The organism is Lysobacter sp. CA196, from assembly GCF_052078695.1.
Taxonomy (GTDB): domain Bacteria; phylum Pseudomonadota; class Gammaproteobacteria; order Xanthomonadales; family Xanthomonadaceae; genus Lysobacter.
The window spans coordinates 42,330-60,882 of the sequence record NZ_JBQJIN010000027.1 but is presented as its reverse complement, the minus strand read 5'-3'; the positions used below and the strand labels follow the sequence as shown (position 1 = coordinate 60,882).

General features: G+C 68.3%; 10 protein-coding genes. All 10 read right to left on the bottom strand.

Going from position 1 to position 18,553, the window contains the following annotated elements:
* Positions 1-106 precede the first annotated feature (106 nt).
* The 10 genes from ACTOWK_RS19130 to ACTOWK_RS19085 are packed head-to-tail and all read right to left on the bottom strand — an operon-like array spanning position 107 to position 18,536.
* A complete protein-coding gene (locus ACTOWK_RS19130; RefSeq protein WP_441331682.1) occupies positions 107-1,534 on the bottom strand; it encodes a methyltransferase domain-containing protein in 1,428 nt (475 codons plus the stop codon).
* Complete coding sequence (locus tag ACTOWK_RS19125) at positions 1,531-4,212, bottom strand: glycosyltransferase (RefSeq protein ID WP_441331681.1); 2,682 nt, start codon at positions 4,210-4,212, stop codon at positions 1,531-1,533. The genes ACTOWK_RS19130 and ACTOWK_RS19125 overlap by 4 nt, the downstream gene beginning before the upstream one ends.
* Positions 4,213-4,217: 5 nt before the next feature.
* The gene (locus tag ACTOWK_RS19120) at positions 4,218-4,778 is read right to left on the bottom strand and encodes a T6SS immunity protein Tdi1 domain-containing protein (protein ID WP_441331680.1); all 561 of its coding nucleotides are present in this window, start codon (positions 4,776-4,778) and stop codon (positions 4,218-4,220) included.
* A gap of 4 nt (positions 4,779-4,782) precedes the next feature.
* Positions 4,783-8,037 carry a phage tail protein gene (locus ACTOWK_RS19115; RefSeq protein WP_441331679.1) on the bottom strand — a complete coding sequence of 1,085 codons (3,255 nt, stop codon included), beginning with the start codon at positions 8,035-8,037 and terminating at the stop codon, positions 4,783-4,785.
* A gap of 2 nt (positions 8,038-8,039) precedes the next feature.
* Entirely contained in the window at positions 8,040-10,109 is a 2,070-nt protein-coding gene (locus tag ACTOWK_RS19110) for an ATP-binding protein (RefSeq protein WP_441331678.1), read from the bottom strand.
* A gap of 9 nt (positions 10,110-10,118) precedes the next feature.
* Positions 10,119-12,188, bottom strand: a complete 2,070-nt coding sequence (locus ACTOWK_RS19105; protein WP_441331677.1) for a hypothetical protein — start codon at positions 12,186-12,188, stop codon at positions 10,119-10,121.
* A 24-nt stretch (positions 12,189-12,212) separates the two neighbouring features.
* A complete protein-coding gene (locus ACTOWK_RS19100; protein WP_441331676.1) occupies positions 12,213-14,696 on the bottom strand; it encodes a vWA domain-containing protein in 2,484 nt (827 codons plus the stop codon).
* Positions 14,697-14,731: 35 nt separating this feature from the next.
* Positions 14,732-15,685, bottom strand: a complete 954-nt coding sequence (locus ACTOWK_RS19095) for an IPT/TIG domain-containing protein (RefSeq protein ID WP_441331675.1) — start codon at positions 15,683-15,685, stop codon at positions 14,732-14,734.
* Between the two features lie 21 nt (positions 15,686-15,706).
* Positions 15,707-17,062 carry a hypothetical protein gene (locus ACTOWK_RS19090; protein WP_441331674.1) on the bottom strand — a complete coding sequence of 452 codons (1,356 nt, stop codon included), beginning with the start codon at positions 17,060-17,062 and terminating at the stop codon, positions 15,707-15,709.
* A 7-nt stretch (positions 17,063-17,069) separates the two neighbouring features.
* Complete coding sequence (locus ACTOWK_RS19085; RefSeq protein WP_441331673.1) at positions 17,070-18,536, bottom strand: hypothetical protein; 1,467 nt, start codon at positions 18,534-18,536, stop codon at positions 17,070-17,072.
* Between the last annotated feature and the right edge of the window lie 17 nt (positions 18,537-18,553).

Sequence of the window (18,553 nt, the reverse complement as noted above, 5' to 3'; positions counted from 1 at the left end):
ATACGCGCGCCGCCTCACTCTAAGGCCGTTGTTGCGCTGCTCCGGAACGGCTGCAATCGTATTCAATGCCGCGATCCGTGATCGCCGACGCGGCTCGCGGCGATGTTCAGGAGGACGTTGGGGGGGACGCGGCGAGTATTTGGATCGCGGCGGAGAACTTCGGCCCGCGCGCCAGCAAACGCAGCCGTCGCGGACGGCGTTGCAGCCATTCGCGCAGCGCCCGCCATTCGCCGTCGCGCCAGGCCGGGTACACGCCGGACTCGTTCCAGTCGCACAACTCGTCGAACACCAGCACCGTTCCGGGCACGATGCGTTCGTCTATCAACGTCAGCACGGTGACCGTGGATTCGTACAGGTCGCAGTCGATGTGCAGCAGCGCCGCGGGGCCGGGATGGGCGTCCAGCCAGGCCGGCAGGCTGGCGCCGAACTCGCCGGGCCACAGGCTCGCGTTCGCGGGCACCTCGGGCAGGGCCCCGGTATCGAAGTGACCGGCCGGATAGACGCTGGCGGCGCTGCGTTGCCACGGGATCGGCAAGCCGGTGAAGGTGTCGAAGCCGTGCACCCGGCGTTCGGGCAGGGCGCGGGCCAGGGCACTCAGCGAGCGCCCGCGGAACACGCCGAACTCCATTACATGGCCGCTCGGGCAATGCGAGCGGGCGACCGCGAGCAGGCTGTCGAGGTCGCTCGAGTGCGGCACCGGCAAGGCCAGGAACGCAGCCGGGTCGAGCGCGGTGCCGGCATCGATGACCGGCGCCGTCATCGCCGTGGCCGGAACCATCGCCGCTGAGCGCGCAGTGCGCTCGGTGCTCGCGATGTCGGCGCTGCGCGGCTGCTCCCAGTTGATCTCTTCGATGCGGCCGTCGAAGCCCTGTTGCACCGGCATCGGAAAGAACGGCGCGAGCCGCTCGATGTCGCCGATATCGTGGCGCAGCATCGGCAACTCGGCCCGGCGCACCCGCACGATCAGCGAGATGTTGTAGCCATAGACTTTGAGCCGGGCCTCGCGGCAGTCGATGCCGGCGACGATCAGGTTGTACAGCAACAGTCCGGCGTTCCACACCGTCAGGTGGCCGCCGACGATATAGGGCCGTGCCGGCGGCACGGTGATCGCGAGCAATCCGCCGGGTGCGACGAAACTCACCAGGCGTTGCAGGAACTGACCGACATTGGCCTGGTGTTCGAGCGCATGCGAGCACCACACCAGATCGTAGCGCTCGTCGCTGGCGAAGTCTTCGAAATCGCCGACGAAATCCGGGCGATGGCCGCCATAGGACTCGAACGAGATGGTGGTGACGCGCTTGCCGTGCTTGGCGAGATGGCGCGCTTGCAGGCCGTCGCCGCAACCGACGTCGAGCACGCTGTCGAACTCGTACTGGGTCAGCAACAGGTTCAGGGCCTGATCGGCCAGCCACGGCGGTGGCGGGCCTTTCTTCTTGCCGGCCTTGCGCGGCTTGACGCGGGCAAGCGGTTGGGGCTTCGATTGGGGCTTGGGTTTGGGCGGCGCGGCGACGGCGCGGAGTGGATGCGTCTTCATGCCACGGCTCGCTCGCCGCCGGCCGCGAGCGCGACCGCCAGCTGCAGGTTGGCTTCCACCCAGGCGGCCATGCCGTACTCGGGGCATTGCGGCGGCAAGGCCAGGCGTCGCTCTCGCCAATGGCTGCGTTGTCCGACCACCGCTTCGATCGCCTGGGCCATCGCCTCGACATCGTCGACGAGATGGCCGCAGCGGCCGTCGCCGAGCAAGCGTTCGGCCCAGCCGACCCGGGTGGCGACCACCGGCACGCCGGCGCGCACGGCATCGAACAGGGGCCAGGGGCCACAGTCGGTGGTACTGGTCACCACCACGCCATCGAAGCGGCCGACCCATTCGGCGCAGCGCGATAGCGGGCATTGTGCAAGGCCCATCACGGTGCAATCGATGCCGGCGCGGCGCAGGCTCGCGGCCGCTGCATCGAGGCGCTCGCCGATCAACTTGATGCGCATCGGCGACCGGACGCGTTGCACCGCGGCGATGAACTCGGTCAAACCGCTGGCATCGCGGCCTTGCTGATTCGCCGGTCGACCGATCCAGGCCAATACCGGCGCCGCGTCCTCGTTCGGTGGCGCCGCCGGGGCCTCGCCCCAGCCGACCGGCCGCACGATCCACTGCCGCCTGGACAGATCGATGCCGCTCGCGGCGAGGATCGCCTGCTGATCGGGATGCGCAAGCACGAGACCGCCGCAGCGGGCGACGTCGGCACGTACGCCGCCGCGCCGGTAGGCCTCGACGCCGCTCATGTCGTGCAACTGCACCACGCTGCGCATCGGGTCGGGGCTGCGTGCGGCTTCGCGGGCGCGCAGGAAGATCCAGGCCTCGGCCTGGGGCAGGGGTTTCTGAGTCGCGGCGATGCGATAACCGGCCGGCGGCGCCGCGGCGAGCGCTTGCTTCCAATGCTCGAACAGCCAGCCCTTGTTCTCGGCGACGACGTTGAGGGTCGGCAGCGACGGCGGCCGCGACACGGCCGTTTTACGCGCGACGGCACGCGGCAAGGTGCGCGGAATCACCGTGCCGGTCGGCGTCATCGGCCGTTCGCGCAGGGCCAGCTCCAGCAGCGTGGCGACGCGCTGCGGGTCGGCGGCTTCGCCCAGGCTGCACTGGTGGGCGATCAGATGCTGCGCATAGGCGCGGCGGCAGGCGATGGCTTCGGCGCTGGCCGCGCTGTCGGCGAGCAGCGCCCAATCGCGCGGCGCTTCGGTCAGGAAGGGTTTGACCGCACCGTTGCGCGGCCAGACGTTGCGGCCGAGCACGATCGCCGGCACGTTCCAGAGCAGGCCGTCGTGGGCGACGTTGCTGTTGAGGGTGAGGATGCCGCGGCAGGCGCCGCTGCGCAGCATTTCGTGGATGTTGCCGCGGGTCTGCGGCCACAGCAGGTCCTGCTTGCGGCGCAGTTGCAAACGCAGATGGCGGTTGCGGGTACGCGCATCGGCCGGATGCTGCTTGAAGATCACCGGCCACGGCGGGTCGAGCCGGCTGACGTGGTCGATCAGCGCCTGCATGGTCCGCAGCGACGAGGGCGCGTGGCGGATGATGTTGGTGTCCGACTCGATCTGCAGCGGCACCAGCAGGAACTGCGCGGGCAGCTCGATGCGGTGTTCGCGATTGGCCTGCATGTATTGGTAATAGCCGCTGAAACCGGTCGACTTGATCGCGGCCAGGCGCAGGTCGAGGGCGGCGTCCTGCTCGGCGCTCAAGGGCTGGCCGTCCCAGACGAACGGCGCGGCATGCGAATCGGCATTGATGCCGCGCGGGCTGATCTGGTAGTCGGCGCGCGGCAGCCAGCCGTGCTCGCAATACAGTACTGGCCCCAGCAGGCTGTGGCCGCGCCCGTTCCAGACGATCGACAGCACCCGCGGATTGCGCGCGGTCGCGCGCGGGTCGCGGCTGACGTTATGACCGAGCGCGGCGATCGAGCCGGCGAGGGTCTCGAACAGATCGCCGACCAGGCCGGGGGTGCGTTTTTCGATCGCGACTTTCATGGAGGGGCTCCTTGCGGGCGCGCGGGGTCGTGCCGTCGTCGGCGCCGAGGGCGGTGTGGGTATGGGCAGGCGGTGCAGGGTGGCGGGATCGCGCAGCCATTCGCCGGCGTCGTCGACCCGCGCTCGCGGCAGCGAGTTCAGACGGCTGATCGCGCTGAGGTTGAGCAGTTCGGTGCCGCGCCGAGCGAGCGCAGCGGCCAACTTGCCGTACTGACCGTCGATTTCCTTGAGCCGGGCGGCGAGGGCATGGCGTCCGGTCGCGGCGAAGAAGTGGTCGTCGGTGAAGTCGACGCCGATCAGGCCGATCCGCCGCGCGCCCATATAGGCGGCGAGGCTGACCGCGACATAGGGCGAGTTCTGGGTGTAGTGCAGGGCATCGTCGGCGCCCGCGTCGGTGCCGGCATACTGGCCCAGGCGGAAACGCACCACCGGCGGCCGCACCCGCCCGAGTTCGATCTGGGTGAACAGCGCCTGCGCATTGGATTGCTCGACGTAGCGGAAGCGGTCGTGCTTGAACTGCTGGCGCGGATTCAGCACCACCAGATAGGTCGGGTCGAACAACCGGCCGACGTCGTTGACGCCGATGCTGACGTAGCGTTGCGGCTCCGGCAGCTGCAGCAGCGAGGGGCCGCAGCCGCAGACCACGAGATCGATGCCGGAGTGACGCATATGGAAATCGCGTAACGCCGTGCTCATATCGTTCAGCCCAGTGCCTGTGCGGCCATTGCGACATAACCGCGGATATCGGTCTTGATCGCTTGCTCCGAGGAGGAGTTTCCCCCGAGCGCGGGCAGCGGCGCGAAGCCATAGCATTCTTCCGCGCCAAGATCGCCCAGACGCTTGCGCAGTTTGGCGAACAAGGGCTCCATCAGCACTTCCTTGCGGAAGTCGCGATTGCACAGGCCGGCGTCGAACAGGATCTGGGCGACGTCGCTCAGTTGGGCAATCTTGCCGGTGTGTACGTTGAGCCACACGAATCGCCCGCCTTGCCACAGGCAGAGGTTCGCGAACGCAGTGCGCAGAACTTCGACGGCGTCGTCCTCGATGCCCGGCCACTCCGCGGGATCGAGCAGCGGCTGGTCGGGGGGCGTGGTCCAGATCAGGCCATCGCCATAGGCGCCGAAACCGAAATTGCGCCATTCGTTGGCGACTTCGGAGGGCACCTTGGCCAGGTAGTCGGCGTGACGTGATTCATCGAACGCGACCCGGTCTCCGCTGGGCGGGAAGGTGGCGTGGAACTTCGGGAAGTCGGTCTTGGACATGAGATCACCCATCGATTACGGTCAGTTCGACCTTGGCGAGTTTGCAATCGTCCGCGGCACTGGCATCGACACCCGCGGCTTTGACGACCTTGGTGGCTTCGGCGTCGATCTGGCTCTTGAGCGTCTCCGCACGCTTGCCGCGGTCCCACTGTGCGCCGATCGAGGAGTTTTCGCGCAGGCCGCCGAGCCCTGCGGTGGTGCCGTCGCCGCCCGCGCCCTGGTCGAGTGCATGCAGGATCGCTTTGCCATAAGCGCCGTTGATGTAGGTCACGCCGTTGAAAGGCATTGACTTATGTATGAACGGATAGGACTTGTCGCCCGGCCTGGGCTTGAACAACTTGGTAGCGAAGGTATCGGCATCGGCGAGCGGTTTGCCCGGGTTGTTGGTCATCCACTGCTTGATCACGGCCTGGCGCTCGCCTTCGATCGCGGCCCGACGATCGGCGCTGGCCTGAGTGGTTTCGGCGCGGCCACCGGCGCCCGTGCCTCCGGTGCCGCCGTGGAACCTGCGGTAGTTGCCGCGATAGTCCTTCAACGCGAGGTTGCGTATCGCGGCCTGCTGGATGCCGACCTGGCGTTTGAACTCGACCCGGGTGAACGCCAGCTTCTTGCCGCTGGCGGACTTTTCTCTGGCCACGAACGCATCGCGAAGTTTGACTTCGCCCAGTTCGACGGCGACCACGACCTTTTGCGGCTTGCCGGTCACCTTAGTGCTGGCCGACGCGGTGAAGTGCAAGGTTTCGGTCTTGGCGTCCTTGGAGTCCACGACCATGTCCAAAGTCAGCAGCTTGTAGCGCTTCTTGATCCCGCCGAGCTTGGATGCGACTTTCTTCTCGCTGTAGCCCTTGGCCCGCAGCAGCTTCTCGGCATCGGCAATGCCGGCGAGTTTGTCGCGGGTCTTCTCCTGCTCGGTACGCTTGTCGTCCTTGTTCTTCCCGGTCAACTTCCCGAACAGCTTCTTGATGTAGGCGACCGCCTTCTTGATCGCCTTGTCGATGGCCTGGTCGACCTTGGTCTGGACCTTGGTGATGAAGCCCTTGATCTTGGCGCTGATGCCGCCCAGGCCGATCAACGCGGCGAGGAAGCCGATCAGGATCGGCACCGCGTTGCCCAGGGCCTGTTCGACCTTGCTGATGGCGCCGCCGATCGAACCGGTGGCGATGGCATGGATCGAGTTGATGACCGACTCGACGAACTCCATGATCTGCGCGGCGCGCTCGACCACGAACATCACCACGTTGACGATCATCATGATCGCCTGGATGATCGCGCCGGCCGGATTGAACATCGACACGACCTTGGCCACCGCCTTCTTGACGATGGTGCTGACGATCCAGTCCTGGATCGCGCCGATCACCATGTCCTTGAGGTTGGACAGGTCGCCCTTGATCTGCTCCCACAGCGCGGCCGGGCCGCCGCCGATCAGGGTCTGCAGATAGCTCACCAGCTTCTCGATCACCGCCACCGCGGTCGGGCCGAGCAGCTTGACCGCCTTGGCACGCATGCGGTCGTAGGTAATGCCCAGCACGCCGAGCACCATCTTCAGGATCGACACTACCGTCAGGTCGCTCGGTATCTCGATGCCGGTGCCGGCCAGTGCGCCGAACAGCCACTTGATGAAACCGCGCTTGAGATGGCCGAGGATGTTGCCGGCGAACGCCGAGAAGCCGCCCTTGACCGCCGAGATCAGGTTCGACAGGAAGCCGCCGGGGTTGTCGAGGATCAGGTCGATGGTGTCCGCGCCCTTGCGCAGGATCGCCATGAGCTTGTCCTTGAACTCCATCAGCGCCTTGGCGACTTCGGCGATCTTCTCCTTGGCCTGGGTGACCAGGCCTTTGTTGGAGTCCTGGATCGCCTTGAGCGCTTCGTCGGCCTTGTCGAAGGCTTCCTTGTACTTCTGCGCCAGACCCTCGGCCAGCGCCTGCTTCTTGTCCTCGATGCCGGACTTGAGTTCGTTGAACTTGTCGGCGTACTCGGCGGTGAGCTGGGCGCCGCGGGCGCGCACGCCCGGCGACAGCGCCGCCTGCGCGGTCGCGATCTTGGCCTGGGCCTGGGCGACGTCGTTCTTGGCCGCGGCCAATTCGCGTTCGACCAGATTGGCGACCTTGACCGCCAGCGCGTCCATCGCCGCGGTGAACAGATTGCGCCCGGCCTCGTAGAAGCGGTTGACCTCCGGCGGCAGGTCGAGGATCTGGTCCTTGATCCACAGCAGCGAACCGCCCGGCATCAGCAGATAGCGTTTGAGTTTGTAGTTGAACAGGGCGTCTTCGACGTAGCTCTTCATCTGCGCCAGGGCGGCGTCGGTGCCCTGGTCGAAGATCGTGTTGACCGAGGTCTCCAGGTTCTCCAGGCGCTTGTCGACCGCGGCCTTGGCGGTGTTGAAGGTGGCGACGACGAAGTTGCTGAACTTGCTCAGTTCCAGCTCTTCGCGCGCCTTCTGCTGTTCCTGTTTCGACAGCACCTTGGTCTTGCTGCCGCCCTTGACCGCGAGCAGGCTGCTGACGCCCTTGCCGGCGACCGCCTTGGCCTGGCCGGCGGCCTTGCCCAGGGTCGCGCCTTCCTTGCCGCGGTACTTGCCGGGGCCGGCATCGGAATCCTTCTGCACCGCTTTCTCGGCGGTCATCACCGCCGAGAAACGCGGGTCGTTGGCGTTCTTCAGGCGGGTGTCGGTCTGCTTGGTCGATTTCTTGGCGTCGGCGACCTCGGTCTTGCTGTCTTCCAGCGAAATCTCGGCGGCGGGTTTCGGCGCCGGCATCGCTCCGGCGGCGTCGACTTGCGGCGGCGGCACACCGGGTTCGGGCGGGATCGGCGTGACCGGCTTGGCCGGCACGCCGGCTTCCGACGGCGGCGCGTTCGAGGTCTGCTGCAGATCGCCGGTGGCGGCCTGTTTCTGGTTGCCGACTTCGCCCTTGAGCGAGCCCTTGATCTCGTTGCCGGTGCCGCCCTTCATGAACTTCTCGGTGTCGCCGAGGGTCTTGGGCATGACCTTGGCGATTTCGGCGCGCAGGATCGACAGGAAACTCGCGGTCTCCGGTTTCGGCGTCTCGGCCTCTTCGAGTTGGTCGACCTGCTTGGCGCGCGCGCCCGCGGCCTTCTCGTTGGCCGGGCCCTTGGCGGCCTTGCCGGATTCGTCGGACTTGCGCGACGGCGGCGGGTGTTGCTTGAGCTTGCGGCTGTCGGCGTTGAGTTTGTCGACCACGCGCTTGTAGCGCGGATCGTTGCGCGGGTTGGCCCGTTTGGCGACGCGCGCGACGGCCATGGTCAGTGTCCGGGGCCGCCGCGCGGCGGATCGAGCGCGCGCATCGGGCAGTTCGCGCCGATCTTGCGGTACTCGCGGGTCAGCGCCGCCTGCAGGTGCACCGCGGCGATGCTGTTGCCGCTCTGCAAGGCGAGCAGACGCGCATGCATGACCACGTTGCGCCACTGGCCGCCGCTGAGGGCGCAACGACTGGCCGCGTCCTGCAGCCAGCTTTCGTCGCAGCCGTCGCCGGCCAGGTGCAGGCGCAGGATCTCGTAGCGCCGCCAGGCATCCGGGGCGCGGAAGTTGACTACCACGTCCATGCGCCGGGCGAAGGCGCGGTCGATGCGGTCGGCGGCATTGCTGGTGACCAGCAGGATGCCTTCGAAGGATTCGATGCGCTGCAGCAGGAAATTGGTTTCGAGATTGGCGTAGCGGTCGTGCGAAGAGCCGACTTCGGTGCGGTTGGCCATCAGCGCATCGCCTTCGTCGAGCAGCAGCACCACGTCGAGTTCTTCGGCTGCGCTCAGGGCATGGTCGAGATTCTTCTCGGTCTCGCCGAGGTATTTGTTGACCGTCGCCGACAGGTCGATGCGGTAGACGTCCTTGCCGAGCTCGGCCGCGAGCAGGCGTGCGGCCAGGGTCTTGCCGGTGCCGCTGGAGCCCGCGAACAGGGCGCGTACCCCGACCCCGTGCATCGCCACTGCGGCCGAACCGCTCGCCAGCGGCTCGCGCCAACGGCAGCGCGTCGCCAGCGCGTCGATCTCCTCGCGGGTGGCGTCGTCGACGATCAGGTCGTCGAGCGAGCCGGCTGCGTGCAGGCGCGTGGCCAGGGTTTCCAGGCGCGCGGTCTGCAGGCTGCGGCAGGCGCGGCGCAGATCGTCGTGCTGCGGGCGCTCGCGCTGGGCGAGTCGGGCGAACGCGTTCGCCGCCGCCGCGACCTGGCGCACATGGCCGCTCGACAACCGCATGCGCCCGGACAGGTCGGCCAGGGTCTCGACCGATTGCTCGGGCAGGCAGGCCGACCAATGACGTTGCCGTTGCGCCGGGCCGGGCAACGGCAGTTCGATGTCGAGCATCGGCCGGCGGTCTTCGCAGGCCCAGGCGCCGTGGCGCCCGGTGACCACGAACAACGGCGTGTCGACCAGCGGCAGCGGCGCCAGGCGCCGGGTCTCGCCGGGCGAAGAATCGGCTTCGACCACCGGCAGCGCGTCGAGCATCGCCGCCAGGGTGCCGAACAAACGCCAACGGGTTTCTTCGTCGAACACCGCTGCGCTGGCGATCAGCAAGTCCTTGCCGAGCGCGTGGGCGAGGGCGCCGGCCAGGGTCTTGCGGCCGTTGTGAACCGGGCCGCGGATCAGCAACGCCGGCGCGCTCGCGCCGGTGTGCAGCGCGTCGAGGATGGCCTGGCCGTCGAGGCTGGCGACGGGGAAGACGTAATCGCTCAAGCGCGGCAGTTGCGCATGGGCGACATGGCGCAGCCAGCGGGTCGAGCTGAGTTCGCCGCGCAGACCGTCCCACACCGCGAGGGTCACGCTCGGGGTCCAGTCAGGCCGCGGCGCTTCCGGGTTCGACAACTGCACCAGCCCGTGTTCGATCAGGCTTTGCAGCGACTTGCGCACGTCGTCGATGCGATCCTCGCCGTCGTCGCGCTCGCGCCACCACGCCATCAGCAGGCCGAAGCTCGGCCGGTTGTCGCGTCGCTGCGCTTGCTCGAACACCAGGCCGAAACGCGGGTCTTCCTCGATCAGGCCGATCGCCAGCAGCAGCTCGATGTCGAGCGGGTTCAAGCCGGCGCGGCGCAGGGCCGACAAGGGCAAGCGCGGCGCCTGCGCTTCGGCGCGGCCTTCCCATTCGCTCAGCGCGGTTTTCCAGCGCGCCGACAGGCATGGGCCGGCGGCGATTTCGCGTTCGATCTCCTCGATGTAGTCGGCGAGGAAGGGATAGGCCTGCACGGCGTCGTCGATCTCGCCGTCGGTGCAGGCCTCGGCGATGCTCGCGATCACCGCGTACAGCGCCAGCTTGAGATGAGCGGGCGCGGTGAACGGGGTCTCGGCGAAGGCGGGGGCGGTCGGAGCGAGGAAGGCGTTCATGCGCGGCCCTCAGACGAAGCGGAAACGGACGCTGCGGCCGGCGGCCGGAATCCAGCCGGGGTCGCGGTCGAGCCCGGCCAGGCGCAGACACAAGGGCAAGGTCTCCAGCGACAGGCGCACCTCGAGGTCGACGAGGTTGCAATGCAACTGCGCTCGGTGGCGACAGACCAGGGCGGGGATATCGCCGTGGTCGACGGCGAGGGCGCGCGACAAACGCGCTTCCAGATAGGTCAGCAGGTAATGCAGCCAGCGACGGTTGCGTTGGCGCAGCGAGGGCGCCTGCGGTGTACGAATCAGCCTGGCCGTGCGTAAACCAGCGCGTTCTGCGCACCAGGCGGCAGCCTGTGCGGACGGAGTCGATGCGGCCCGGCGCGGTAGATCGGCGAGCACGAAGCCCTGCGGGTGCCATAGCCGCAGGCGTTGCTTGCCGGCGTGGTAGGCGACCGTATCGACCTCGTCCCAGGGCTGCAGCCAGGCCTCGTCGATGGCCCAGTCGTGCGGCGCCACGAAGTCGTGCGCGGGCGCTTGCTGCGGTTTGCGGCCGGCCAGATCGGCCAACAGTCGCCATAGCGGGTCGCGGCGAAATTCCGCACCGAACCAGGCCTCGCCGATCAGGGCTAGCCAGTTCCACGGCGACAAGGCCAGGCCGCGCGTGCGCGGCATGCTGAAATCGCCGTACAACTCCAGTGCCAGGGCGGCGTTGAGCAGGTACAGCAAGCCGCCGTAGTCGCTGTCGATATGCACGCCGTCGGCGATGTTGAAGATCGGTTGCGGTGTGGTGTCGGCAGACCTGGATTCGGCTTCGATGGCCGGGTCGAGGCGCTTTGCCTGCGTCGGCGTTTCGGCTTCGCGTGCGTCGGTCGCTGCGGCAGCGGTGTGGACGGTCGCTACGCCGCCGGCGACGCGAATGCGCGACCGCCTGGCATCCGGCATCGGTCTGGGGGTGCGCTGCTCGCGCTTGGCGGTCGAGCCCGCTTTCGATAACGCCGACGAATCGAGCCGTGGCGGTGCCGATGCCTCCGCTGCGACTTGCGCGGCGACTTCCGTCGCGGCCTCGATGGCTGGAACCGGTGATGCCGTCGCTGTGTTCGTGGTCGCCGGCGTAAGCAAGTGGGTGGAGAGGTTGGGTTGCGAATTCGACGGCGGCGCTGGTGCAGGTTGCGCAGGTCTCGGCATCGCCGGTGCAGCAGTCGATCGCGACTGCGTCCATGCCGTCAGCGTATCGGCGAAATCGGCGCTGCGCAGCCAGCCCGGTTCGCGTACCGCAGCCAGCGCGAATGCCAGCAGGCGGAGCGTCGTCGGTCGCAGTGCATCGCTGCGCAGTTCGGGCATCGCCGCGAGCAGACGCGTTTGGTTGCGATGCGATGTGAACGCGGGTTTGCGCGTGTCGTAATCGAACGGGCTCGTGGCGGCCGCTGCGGGCGGTCGTTGCGATGCCTCGTGCGTGTCCGAAGCCGGACCAGCGGCGACGTCGTCTCTTGGGTTTGCGCTCTGAAGCGCGGGGCCGAACGGCAGGGCGCGTGGCGCCTGGTAATCCCGCGCCAATGCGCTCAAGGCGCGCATCGCATCGCCGTCGTGCAAGCGCGACAGCCAGGCCGCGGCGTCGCCGTCCGGTGCCAGCAGGTTCAGCGTGGCGACCACCTGCCGGCCGTCGCCGAGCACCTGCTCGCGCAGCCACTCGTCCACCGCGGCACGCCCCAGCACGGTACGCCACCACCAGCGTTGCGAGACGTGGCTGCGCAGCCAGTCGCGCACCAGGCAGGCGGCAAGCTCGCCTTCGTCGAACCAGACCGCGTCGGCGGTCGCGGCGCCGTCGTCGCGCCAGGGGCGTTTCGCGTTGCGCTGTCGCTCGCGCAGGGCTTGCGACACCAGCGTGCCGAAGGCCGCCATGGAATGAGGCCCGGCCTGCAGCTTGCGTACCAGCAACAGCGCGTTCGGCGGCAGTTCGGTCAGAGACCAATCGACCGTGGCCAAGGCCCGCTCCAGGCCCTGCCGGGCCCGCAGCGTGTCGCGCTCCGCACTGCGCAGCCTGACGCTGCGCAGTTGGTTCGGATCGCGTCGCGAGTCCAGTCGGAGCATGCGGGCCTCGGCGGGTCGCGGCGCTTACTTGCGCCGCAACAGCAGGAACAACACCAGCAGCACCAGGATCAGGATCAACCACCACCAGCGCTTCCACCACGGCTCGTGCGAGGGCGGCTCGGTGCCGGTGCCCAGGCTCGACAGCGGACCGTCGCGCAGGACCTGATCGGCGAAGACGATGCTGACCTTCGGATCGTCGCCCGGGGCGAGTCCGCTCACCTGGACCGTGTACTCACCGGTGAGACCGTTGTCGACCGGTGCGCCGGCGATCGTGCCGGACTCGATCTTGACGTTGAAGCCGCCTTCATGACCGGGGCCGACGTAGTTGCCGAACTGGTCGCGCGGCGTTATCACGATCAGCGCGTTTTCGCTGCGCGGCTCGCGTTGCACCCGCACCGCCGAATCCTTGGCGGTCGGGATCACCGGCACCTGACGTTCGGCGAGGTCGCGGCGGCGGATTACGCCGGTGCGCGGGTCGTTCCAGTCGTACTCGATGCGGATGCGATAACGGCCGCCGACGTTGGTGGCGTCGAACTTGCCTTCATAGCGGCCATTGCCGACATGCTTGAGTTCGATCGCGTCGCCGACCGGCTTGGGTTCGAGCTTGTCCAGCAGGCCGCCGGAACGGATCATCTGGTCGAGTTTCATCGACAGCGGAGAGGTGTCGTTGCGGACCTCGCCGTCGATCGGCTGAGCGCCGGCGTCGTGCAGCAAGGTGCCGAGGTTGGCGCCGGGGCGTTCGATGATGGCGCGGATCGCGCCGGCCGGCAGGTCGGCGAGCGGGCCGTGGTCCCAGCCGACTTCGGCGACGACGCCGATCGGGCTGGCGGTGCCGAGGCGCGGGGTTTCGGTGACTCGCGCACCGAAGCGGCTTTCCACGCCGTAGGCCGAGAGCTGGTACTTGAGGCCGGCGGTGCCGAACCGGCGCACCGTCGCCTTCCAGTCGCCGGCCGGGCCGGCCTGGGGAATATTGACCGTCGCGACCCGGAAGTTGGGCCCGCTCGCGCTTTGGATGGCGGTGGTCATGTTGCCGTCGGGGCGGCGGATCTCCAGCCCCGCTTCACGGGCGCTGCCTTCCCAACTCAGCACGAAGGTGACCCGGGTCAGCGAGGGGTCGACGATGAAGTTGAACGGCGTCGACGCCGGTGTGCCGGCGGCTAGATCGCCCAGGGTGCGATCCAGCAGCGACACCGTGCCGCCCTTGAGATGGGTCACCAGGTTGTCGACGAAGCTGTTATCCATCGCCACGCCGTTGTTCGGGAACGCCGAACGGCCGGCGGTTTCGCCGGAGATTTCGTCGAGCAATTCGGCGCTGGCGGCCATGCCGCCTTCGCCGAGACCGATGGTGAAGATCGGGCCGCGCGGCAGCACGTCGCGGGCGAGGATGCCGCCGTTCAAGGTCAGCAATGCGCTGCTCGGCATCGCCGCGGCGACCGCGCATTTGTCGAGGTAAGTCGTTCCCGGCGGCTTGCCCGGATAAGGCCTTTCGACCGGCGCCAACACTTCGCCCTGGCGCGAGATGCACGGCGGGTTGTTCTGCTCGCCGTCGGTGAACAGCACGATGGCGGTGTCGCCGACCAGTTGTTCGACCGGCACCAGGCGCGCGCGTCCCATCGTCGTGCCCGCGCCGATCGAGGTGCCGCCGATGTAGGTGTCGTCGACCAGGCCGGCCGCGACCGGAGCGGCCCAGGGCGCGGCGATGGCACCGCGTTGTTTGAAGAAGTTGAGGCCGTCGAGCGGCGATTCGACCGCGGTGCCGCCGAACAGGACCATGCCGAGCCTGTCGTCGGGATGGCCTTCGGAAGAGATCGTCGCCGGCGGTGGCGGCGCGCCGACCGCATCCCAGACCGAGGCGAACAATTGCACCGAGGACTTCATTCGATCCCAGCGTTTGTCCGGCGAACCGGGAATCACCCAGTCCATGCTCGGCGACTTGTCGATCACCAGCACGATATTGAGCGGCAGGCGGCCGAGATAAGCGACGCCTGCGCCGGAGATCGACGGCCGGCTGGTCGGCACCCGCACATACGCCACGTCGCAGGACGCATCCGACGGCGCCATGAAACTGGTGATGCGATAGCCCTTGCCGGCGCCGAAGGTGAAGCCGGTCAGCTCCAGGGTGATCGACAAGCCGGCCGGGGTGATGGTCGGCGCGCAGAAATTACCCGGGAACACGCTCTTGTAGCTGATGTCGAGACGGGCGCGCTGGGTGCCGCTGATGCGGGTCACCGTGGCGATGTCGCCGGTCGGGCTGACCCCGACCGCCTTGCAGGCGACGCCGGCGCAACCGGAGTCGGCGACCGCGATGCTGGTGCCGTCGACGGAGATCGTCGAGCCGCCGCCGATCGAGGCGGCATCGAACTCGATCGCCGACATCGCGGTCTGCATGGTCGGCGGGCTGGGCCCGCGCGAAGGCACCTGCAAGGTCAGGGTCTGGGCCCACGCGGCGGACGAGCCGATCGCCAGCAGTCCGCCGAGCAACCAAGACCCGGCGCGGGGAAAACGCATAGGACGTGTCATGCGTGTCATGGAACTCTCCTGGTTCAGGCGCCCACTACGTTGAAGGTGCCGGTGTATGCGATGTCGCTGAAGCCGGGGACCGAAACGATCACGGTCGCCGAAACCACGGGGCCTTGCGGGATGTCGGGGAAGTTGGGCACGGTGGCGACGATGGTGGTGGCGTTGGCGCTGACGATCGCCGCGGTGGTGCCGCGTATGCGCACTTGCGCCGACGCGGTGAAATTGGTGCCGGTGATGGTGATGTTGTTGCCTTCCAACTGCGCTGCCGGGGTGACGTTGCTGATCGTCGGCTGCGCCGCGACCGGCGCGGTGACGGTGATCTGGGTCGTCGCCGGGGTGCCGTTCGGCGTCACGATGCGGATGGTGACGCCGGGCAGGGGCGGTGCGCCGCCGGTCGCGGGCGCGCCGGGTATACCGGCCGGCACCACCACCAGCAGGCGACGGGTCGGGTCGACCGGGTCGGGGTTCACCGATGCCGCCGGAATATTGTTGAAGGTCACCGTGTTCTGCGCCGCGGTGGCGCTGAAGTTGGTGCCGACGATGGCCAGCGGCGTATTCACCGCGAAGCTGGTCGAGGCTACGCCGCTGACGGTTTCGGTGCGTGAGATGGTCGGCGGCGGGTTGCCGGGATTCGGCACGCTGCCGGCGGCGCGCGACACCACCAGGTTGATCGGCGTACCCGGCGCGACGCGCATCTGCGCCGGCGGGCTTTGGTTGAGCACCACCAGATTGGCGTTGGCCGCAGCGAGCGGATCGACCGCGGCGCCGGCCACGTCGAGAGTGAAGCCCAGGGTGAGCTGGCGCCCGGGCTGCAGCAGGATCGCGCGGGCCTCGCTCAGCAGCGAGCCGAACAGGTTCGGCACCGTCTGCGTGCCGCCGCCGGGGCCGCCTTGCAATTGCGCGAGCGCGTCCAGGATCGCGTTGATCAGGTCCGATGACATCACATCGCCGGGCTGTACCTGTGAGGGAAGTGCCATGGAAGTTCTCCTGAGTGCTGTCTATGGGGCGCCGCAGCAACCGGCCAGGTTGCTGTAGTCCAGGCGCGCCATGTCGAACCGCGCGACCGCGATGTCGGGAAGTTGTCCGCTTGCGAAGACCAGCATTGGCTGTACCGGCTCGCCTTCGCGCGAGGCCTTGACGTTCTGCCAGGGGCGGTACACCCAGACGAACTCCTTCTGGTTCACATCGGTCGGCGTCGAGGCCAATGCCTGCGCCTGCAGCGCGCCGAGCAGGCGCGCGTCGATGAACGGCGTGCTCTGCCCGGAACCCGGTGCGGGCCGGCGTACGATGCCGGTGAAGAAGGTCGTATCGGAAAAACCGCGCAGGGACAGGCTGTGCAGCGGCACGATCCCGAACGGCGGCAGGTAGCGGAAGTACTGGGTCGCGATCAAGGCCGACGGCGCCGCCGACGCGGCGAGCAGATCGGCCAGGTGCTGTTGGAACTGCGCGCACATCGCATGGGTTTCGACCAGGCGGCGGGCGCGTGCCTGGAACGCGAACGAGGACAGTTCGGCCGGGTCGAGCGGGTTGCGCTGGAAGGCATAGCCCGACAGCGCATCGGGTTCGAGCAGGCGCCGCCGCACCGCCCAGGTGTCGACGAAGTTCAGGCCGGCGCTGGTCCAGTAGACCAGGGCGATCGGCACGTCGCAGTCGCTGAGCGCGCTGTCGCGCAGTTCGTCGACCAGGCCGTAGTTCGGCGGGTCGTTCTGCCAAGGGTCGAGGGCATTGGCGTCGCGCGCCTCGATGCCGAAGCAGCGATAGGCCAGGCGGTTGCGGAACTGCGACGAGGACGGGTCGAGGTCGGCGAAGCGTAGCGGGTTGATCGCAAGCAAACGGAACTGCACGCCGTCGACGGTGGCATCGGTGTTGCAGCGCACGTTGCTCGGGTCCAAACCGTTGGTCGGGGCCCGGCCCTCGCTGGTCTGCGCCGGCGCGATGGTCAGCACGTAGACGCCGGCGCCGGCGACGTAGACACCGTCGGCGAGCGGGTTGCAGTTGGCGAACACGCAGTCGCAGGCGGCGGCTTCGCCGGCGTCGAAACGCCGGGTCAGGGCGACGCTGGTGTCGGCGGTCAGGCACAGGGTCTGGCCGGCGCGATTGACCGCCAACCCGGCGCGCACCCGCAACACCGGCGCGTTGACCTGGTCGAGGTCGGCGTCGCGTGCGGCCTCCAGGCCGAAAGCGACGCCGTCGCCGAGCGCCAGCCCGAGCCGCGCATCGGCCTCGCGGCGGGCGAGCTGTTCGCGGGTCAGGTCCTTGCTGGTGAGCAGGCGGCCGTTGAAGAAGTTGACGCTGCGGATGCCGCCTTCTTTGACGGGTTGTTGCAACTGCAGGACGTTGTCGAGAGTGCTCATGGCGGCCTCATGCGGTCCCGATCGAATGCCATTGCCCGGCGCCGTCGGCGACCAGGGTGACGGCCTTTTTCTTCTTGACCGAGAACTCGGGCAGGCCGTCGATGCCGTCGCCGACCACGGTGTCGGCGAACACGGTCAAGGTGCCGACGTCTAGGTTCTTGATCACGTAGGTGCGCCCCGCGGTCATCGGCACCGAGGCCGGCAAGGTCAGGGCGAGCTTGGCCGCGGTGCGGCCGATCACCAGGTACTGACTGTCGTCGAGCGCCATGTCCTGCTCGGAGAACTGGACTGGCACTTGCGCCGGCGAGATCGCCATCGGCGCGAACTCCAGCGCCATCGGCCCGCCGAACGCCGCGTCGCTGCCGTTGCCGCTGCCGGCGCAATCGCAGCCGCACAGCGCCCATTCCTGCAGCAGGCGCAGGTGGGCGAGGAACGGCCGCGCGCTTTCGTCGATGCGCAGGCTGGCCGGGCTGCCGTCGACCTGCCAGGCGCCGCTCGGCGAGCCGCCGACCCAGACCACCTCGAAACCGATTCGCGCCAGCAGTACGCAATCGCCGTCCGGGTATTGCGGGCGATGGCAGCGCATGGCCATCCACATCGGTCGCAGTTCGGTGACCCAGAAGCGGAAGGCGGTGCGCAGGAACTCGCATTGTTGTTCGCGCGCGAGGCTGAGCCGCGGCGAGCCGAGGTCGAACAGGTAATCGCCGAGGGTCGCGAACGAGGCCGGCGGCGACAGCGGCGGCGACATCGATTGCGCATCGAGCCAGGGCTGCACGGCGCCGCGCATCGCCTCGAGCCAGGCGGCGGGATCGGCGATCTGCGGCGGGCTGCTGTCGAGCACCGCGATGTTGCGGCGCAGCCAGCGCACGAAATCGCGCAGCGCATCTTCTTCGACCTGGGCCGGCGCGTGCTGGCGCAGTTCCAGGCGGAAGTCGTCGGCGACGCGCGAGGGTTTCATCAACTCGTCTTCGGACCGGCACGGCTCGCCGGGGATCGGCACCGGCCGGGTCTTGCAGTCGGCGTAGCACAGGGTCAGGTACAGCGAGATCTCGCCCGAGCCGACCGCCGGCGGGGACAACGGCGGCGAGAGCGGTGGCGACAACGGCGGCGAGCCGGGGTCGAGCATCCGGTTCACCAGCGCGGCGTTGTCGGGCTTGGCCAGCCAGCGGTTGAGCACTGCGCACTGATCGGCCGCCACGCACACCAGCTTGCCGCTGGGCACCAGCGCCGAACCCGCAGAAACGTGCAGGCGCGGCCCCTCGCTGCCGTCGTTCTCGAATTGGATGCGCAGCCCGCTCAGCGTGCCGTAGCCGATCGCGTCGCGCGCCAGCCATTGGTCGCGTCCGGCCAGGTAGGCGAACTCCTGGGTGAAGTCGTCCACGCCGAGCACCATGCCGCGCTCGTAATTGACATGCTGGCTGGGGTCTGCGGGCAGGCCCGTCAGCGTGGTCACCGGTTCGTTGCAGCAGCCCATGATTCGCTCCTGGAGAC

What these genes read in the sequence shown, in the direction of transcription:
- ACTOWK_RS19130 (WP_441331682.1), bottom strand. Translation starts at nt 1,534, where the DNA reads ATGAAGACGCATCCACTCCGCGCCGTCGCCGCGCCGCCCAAACCCAAG.
- ACTOWK_RS19125 (WP_441331681.1), bottom strand. Translation starts at nt 4,212, where the DNA reads ATGAGCACGGCGTTACGCGATTTCCATATGCGTCACTCCGGCATCGAT.
- ACTOWK_RS19120 (WP_441331680.1), bottom strand. Translation starts at nt 4,778, where the DNA reads ATGTCCAAGACCGACTTCCCGAAGTTCCACGCCACCTTCCCGCCCAGC.
- ACTOWK_RS19115 (WP_441331679.1), bottom strand. Translation starts at nt 8,037, where the DNA reads ATGGCCGTCGCGCGCGTCGCCAAACGGGCCAACCCGCGCAACGATCCG.
- ACTOWK_RS19110 (WP_441331678.1), bottom strand. Translation starts at nt 10,109, where the DNA reads ATGAACGCCTTCCTCGCTCCGACCGCCCCCGCCTTCGCCGAGACCCCG.
- ACTOWK_RS19105 (WP_441331677.1), bottom strand. Translation starts at nt 12,188, where the DNA reads ATGCTCCGACTGGACTCGCGACGCGATCCGAACCAACTGCGCAGCGTC.
- ACTOWK_RS19100 (WP_441331676.1), bottom strand. Translation starts at nt 14,696, where the DNA reads ATGCGTTTTCCCCGCGCCGGGTCTTGGTTGCTCGGCGGACTGCTGGCG.
- ACTOWK_RS19095 (WP_441331675.1), bottom strand. Translation starts at nt 15,685, where the DNA reads ATGGCACTTCCCTCACAGGTACAGCCCGGCGATGTGATGTCATCGGAC.
- ACTOWK_RS19090 (WP_441331674.1), bottom strand. Translation starts at nt 17,062, where the DNA reads ATGAGCACTCTCGACAACGTCCTGCAGTTGCAACAACCCGTCAAAGAA.
- ACTOWK_RS19085 (WP_441331673.1), bottom strand. Translation starts at nt 18,536, where the DNA reads ATGGGCTGCTGCAACGAACCGGTGACCACGCTGACGGGCCTGCCCGCA.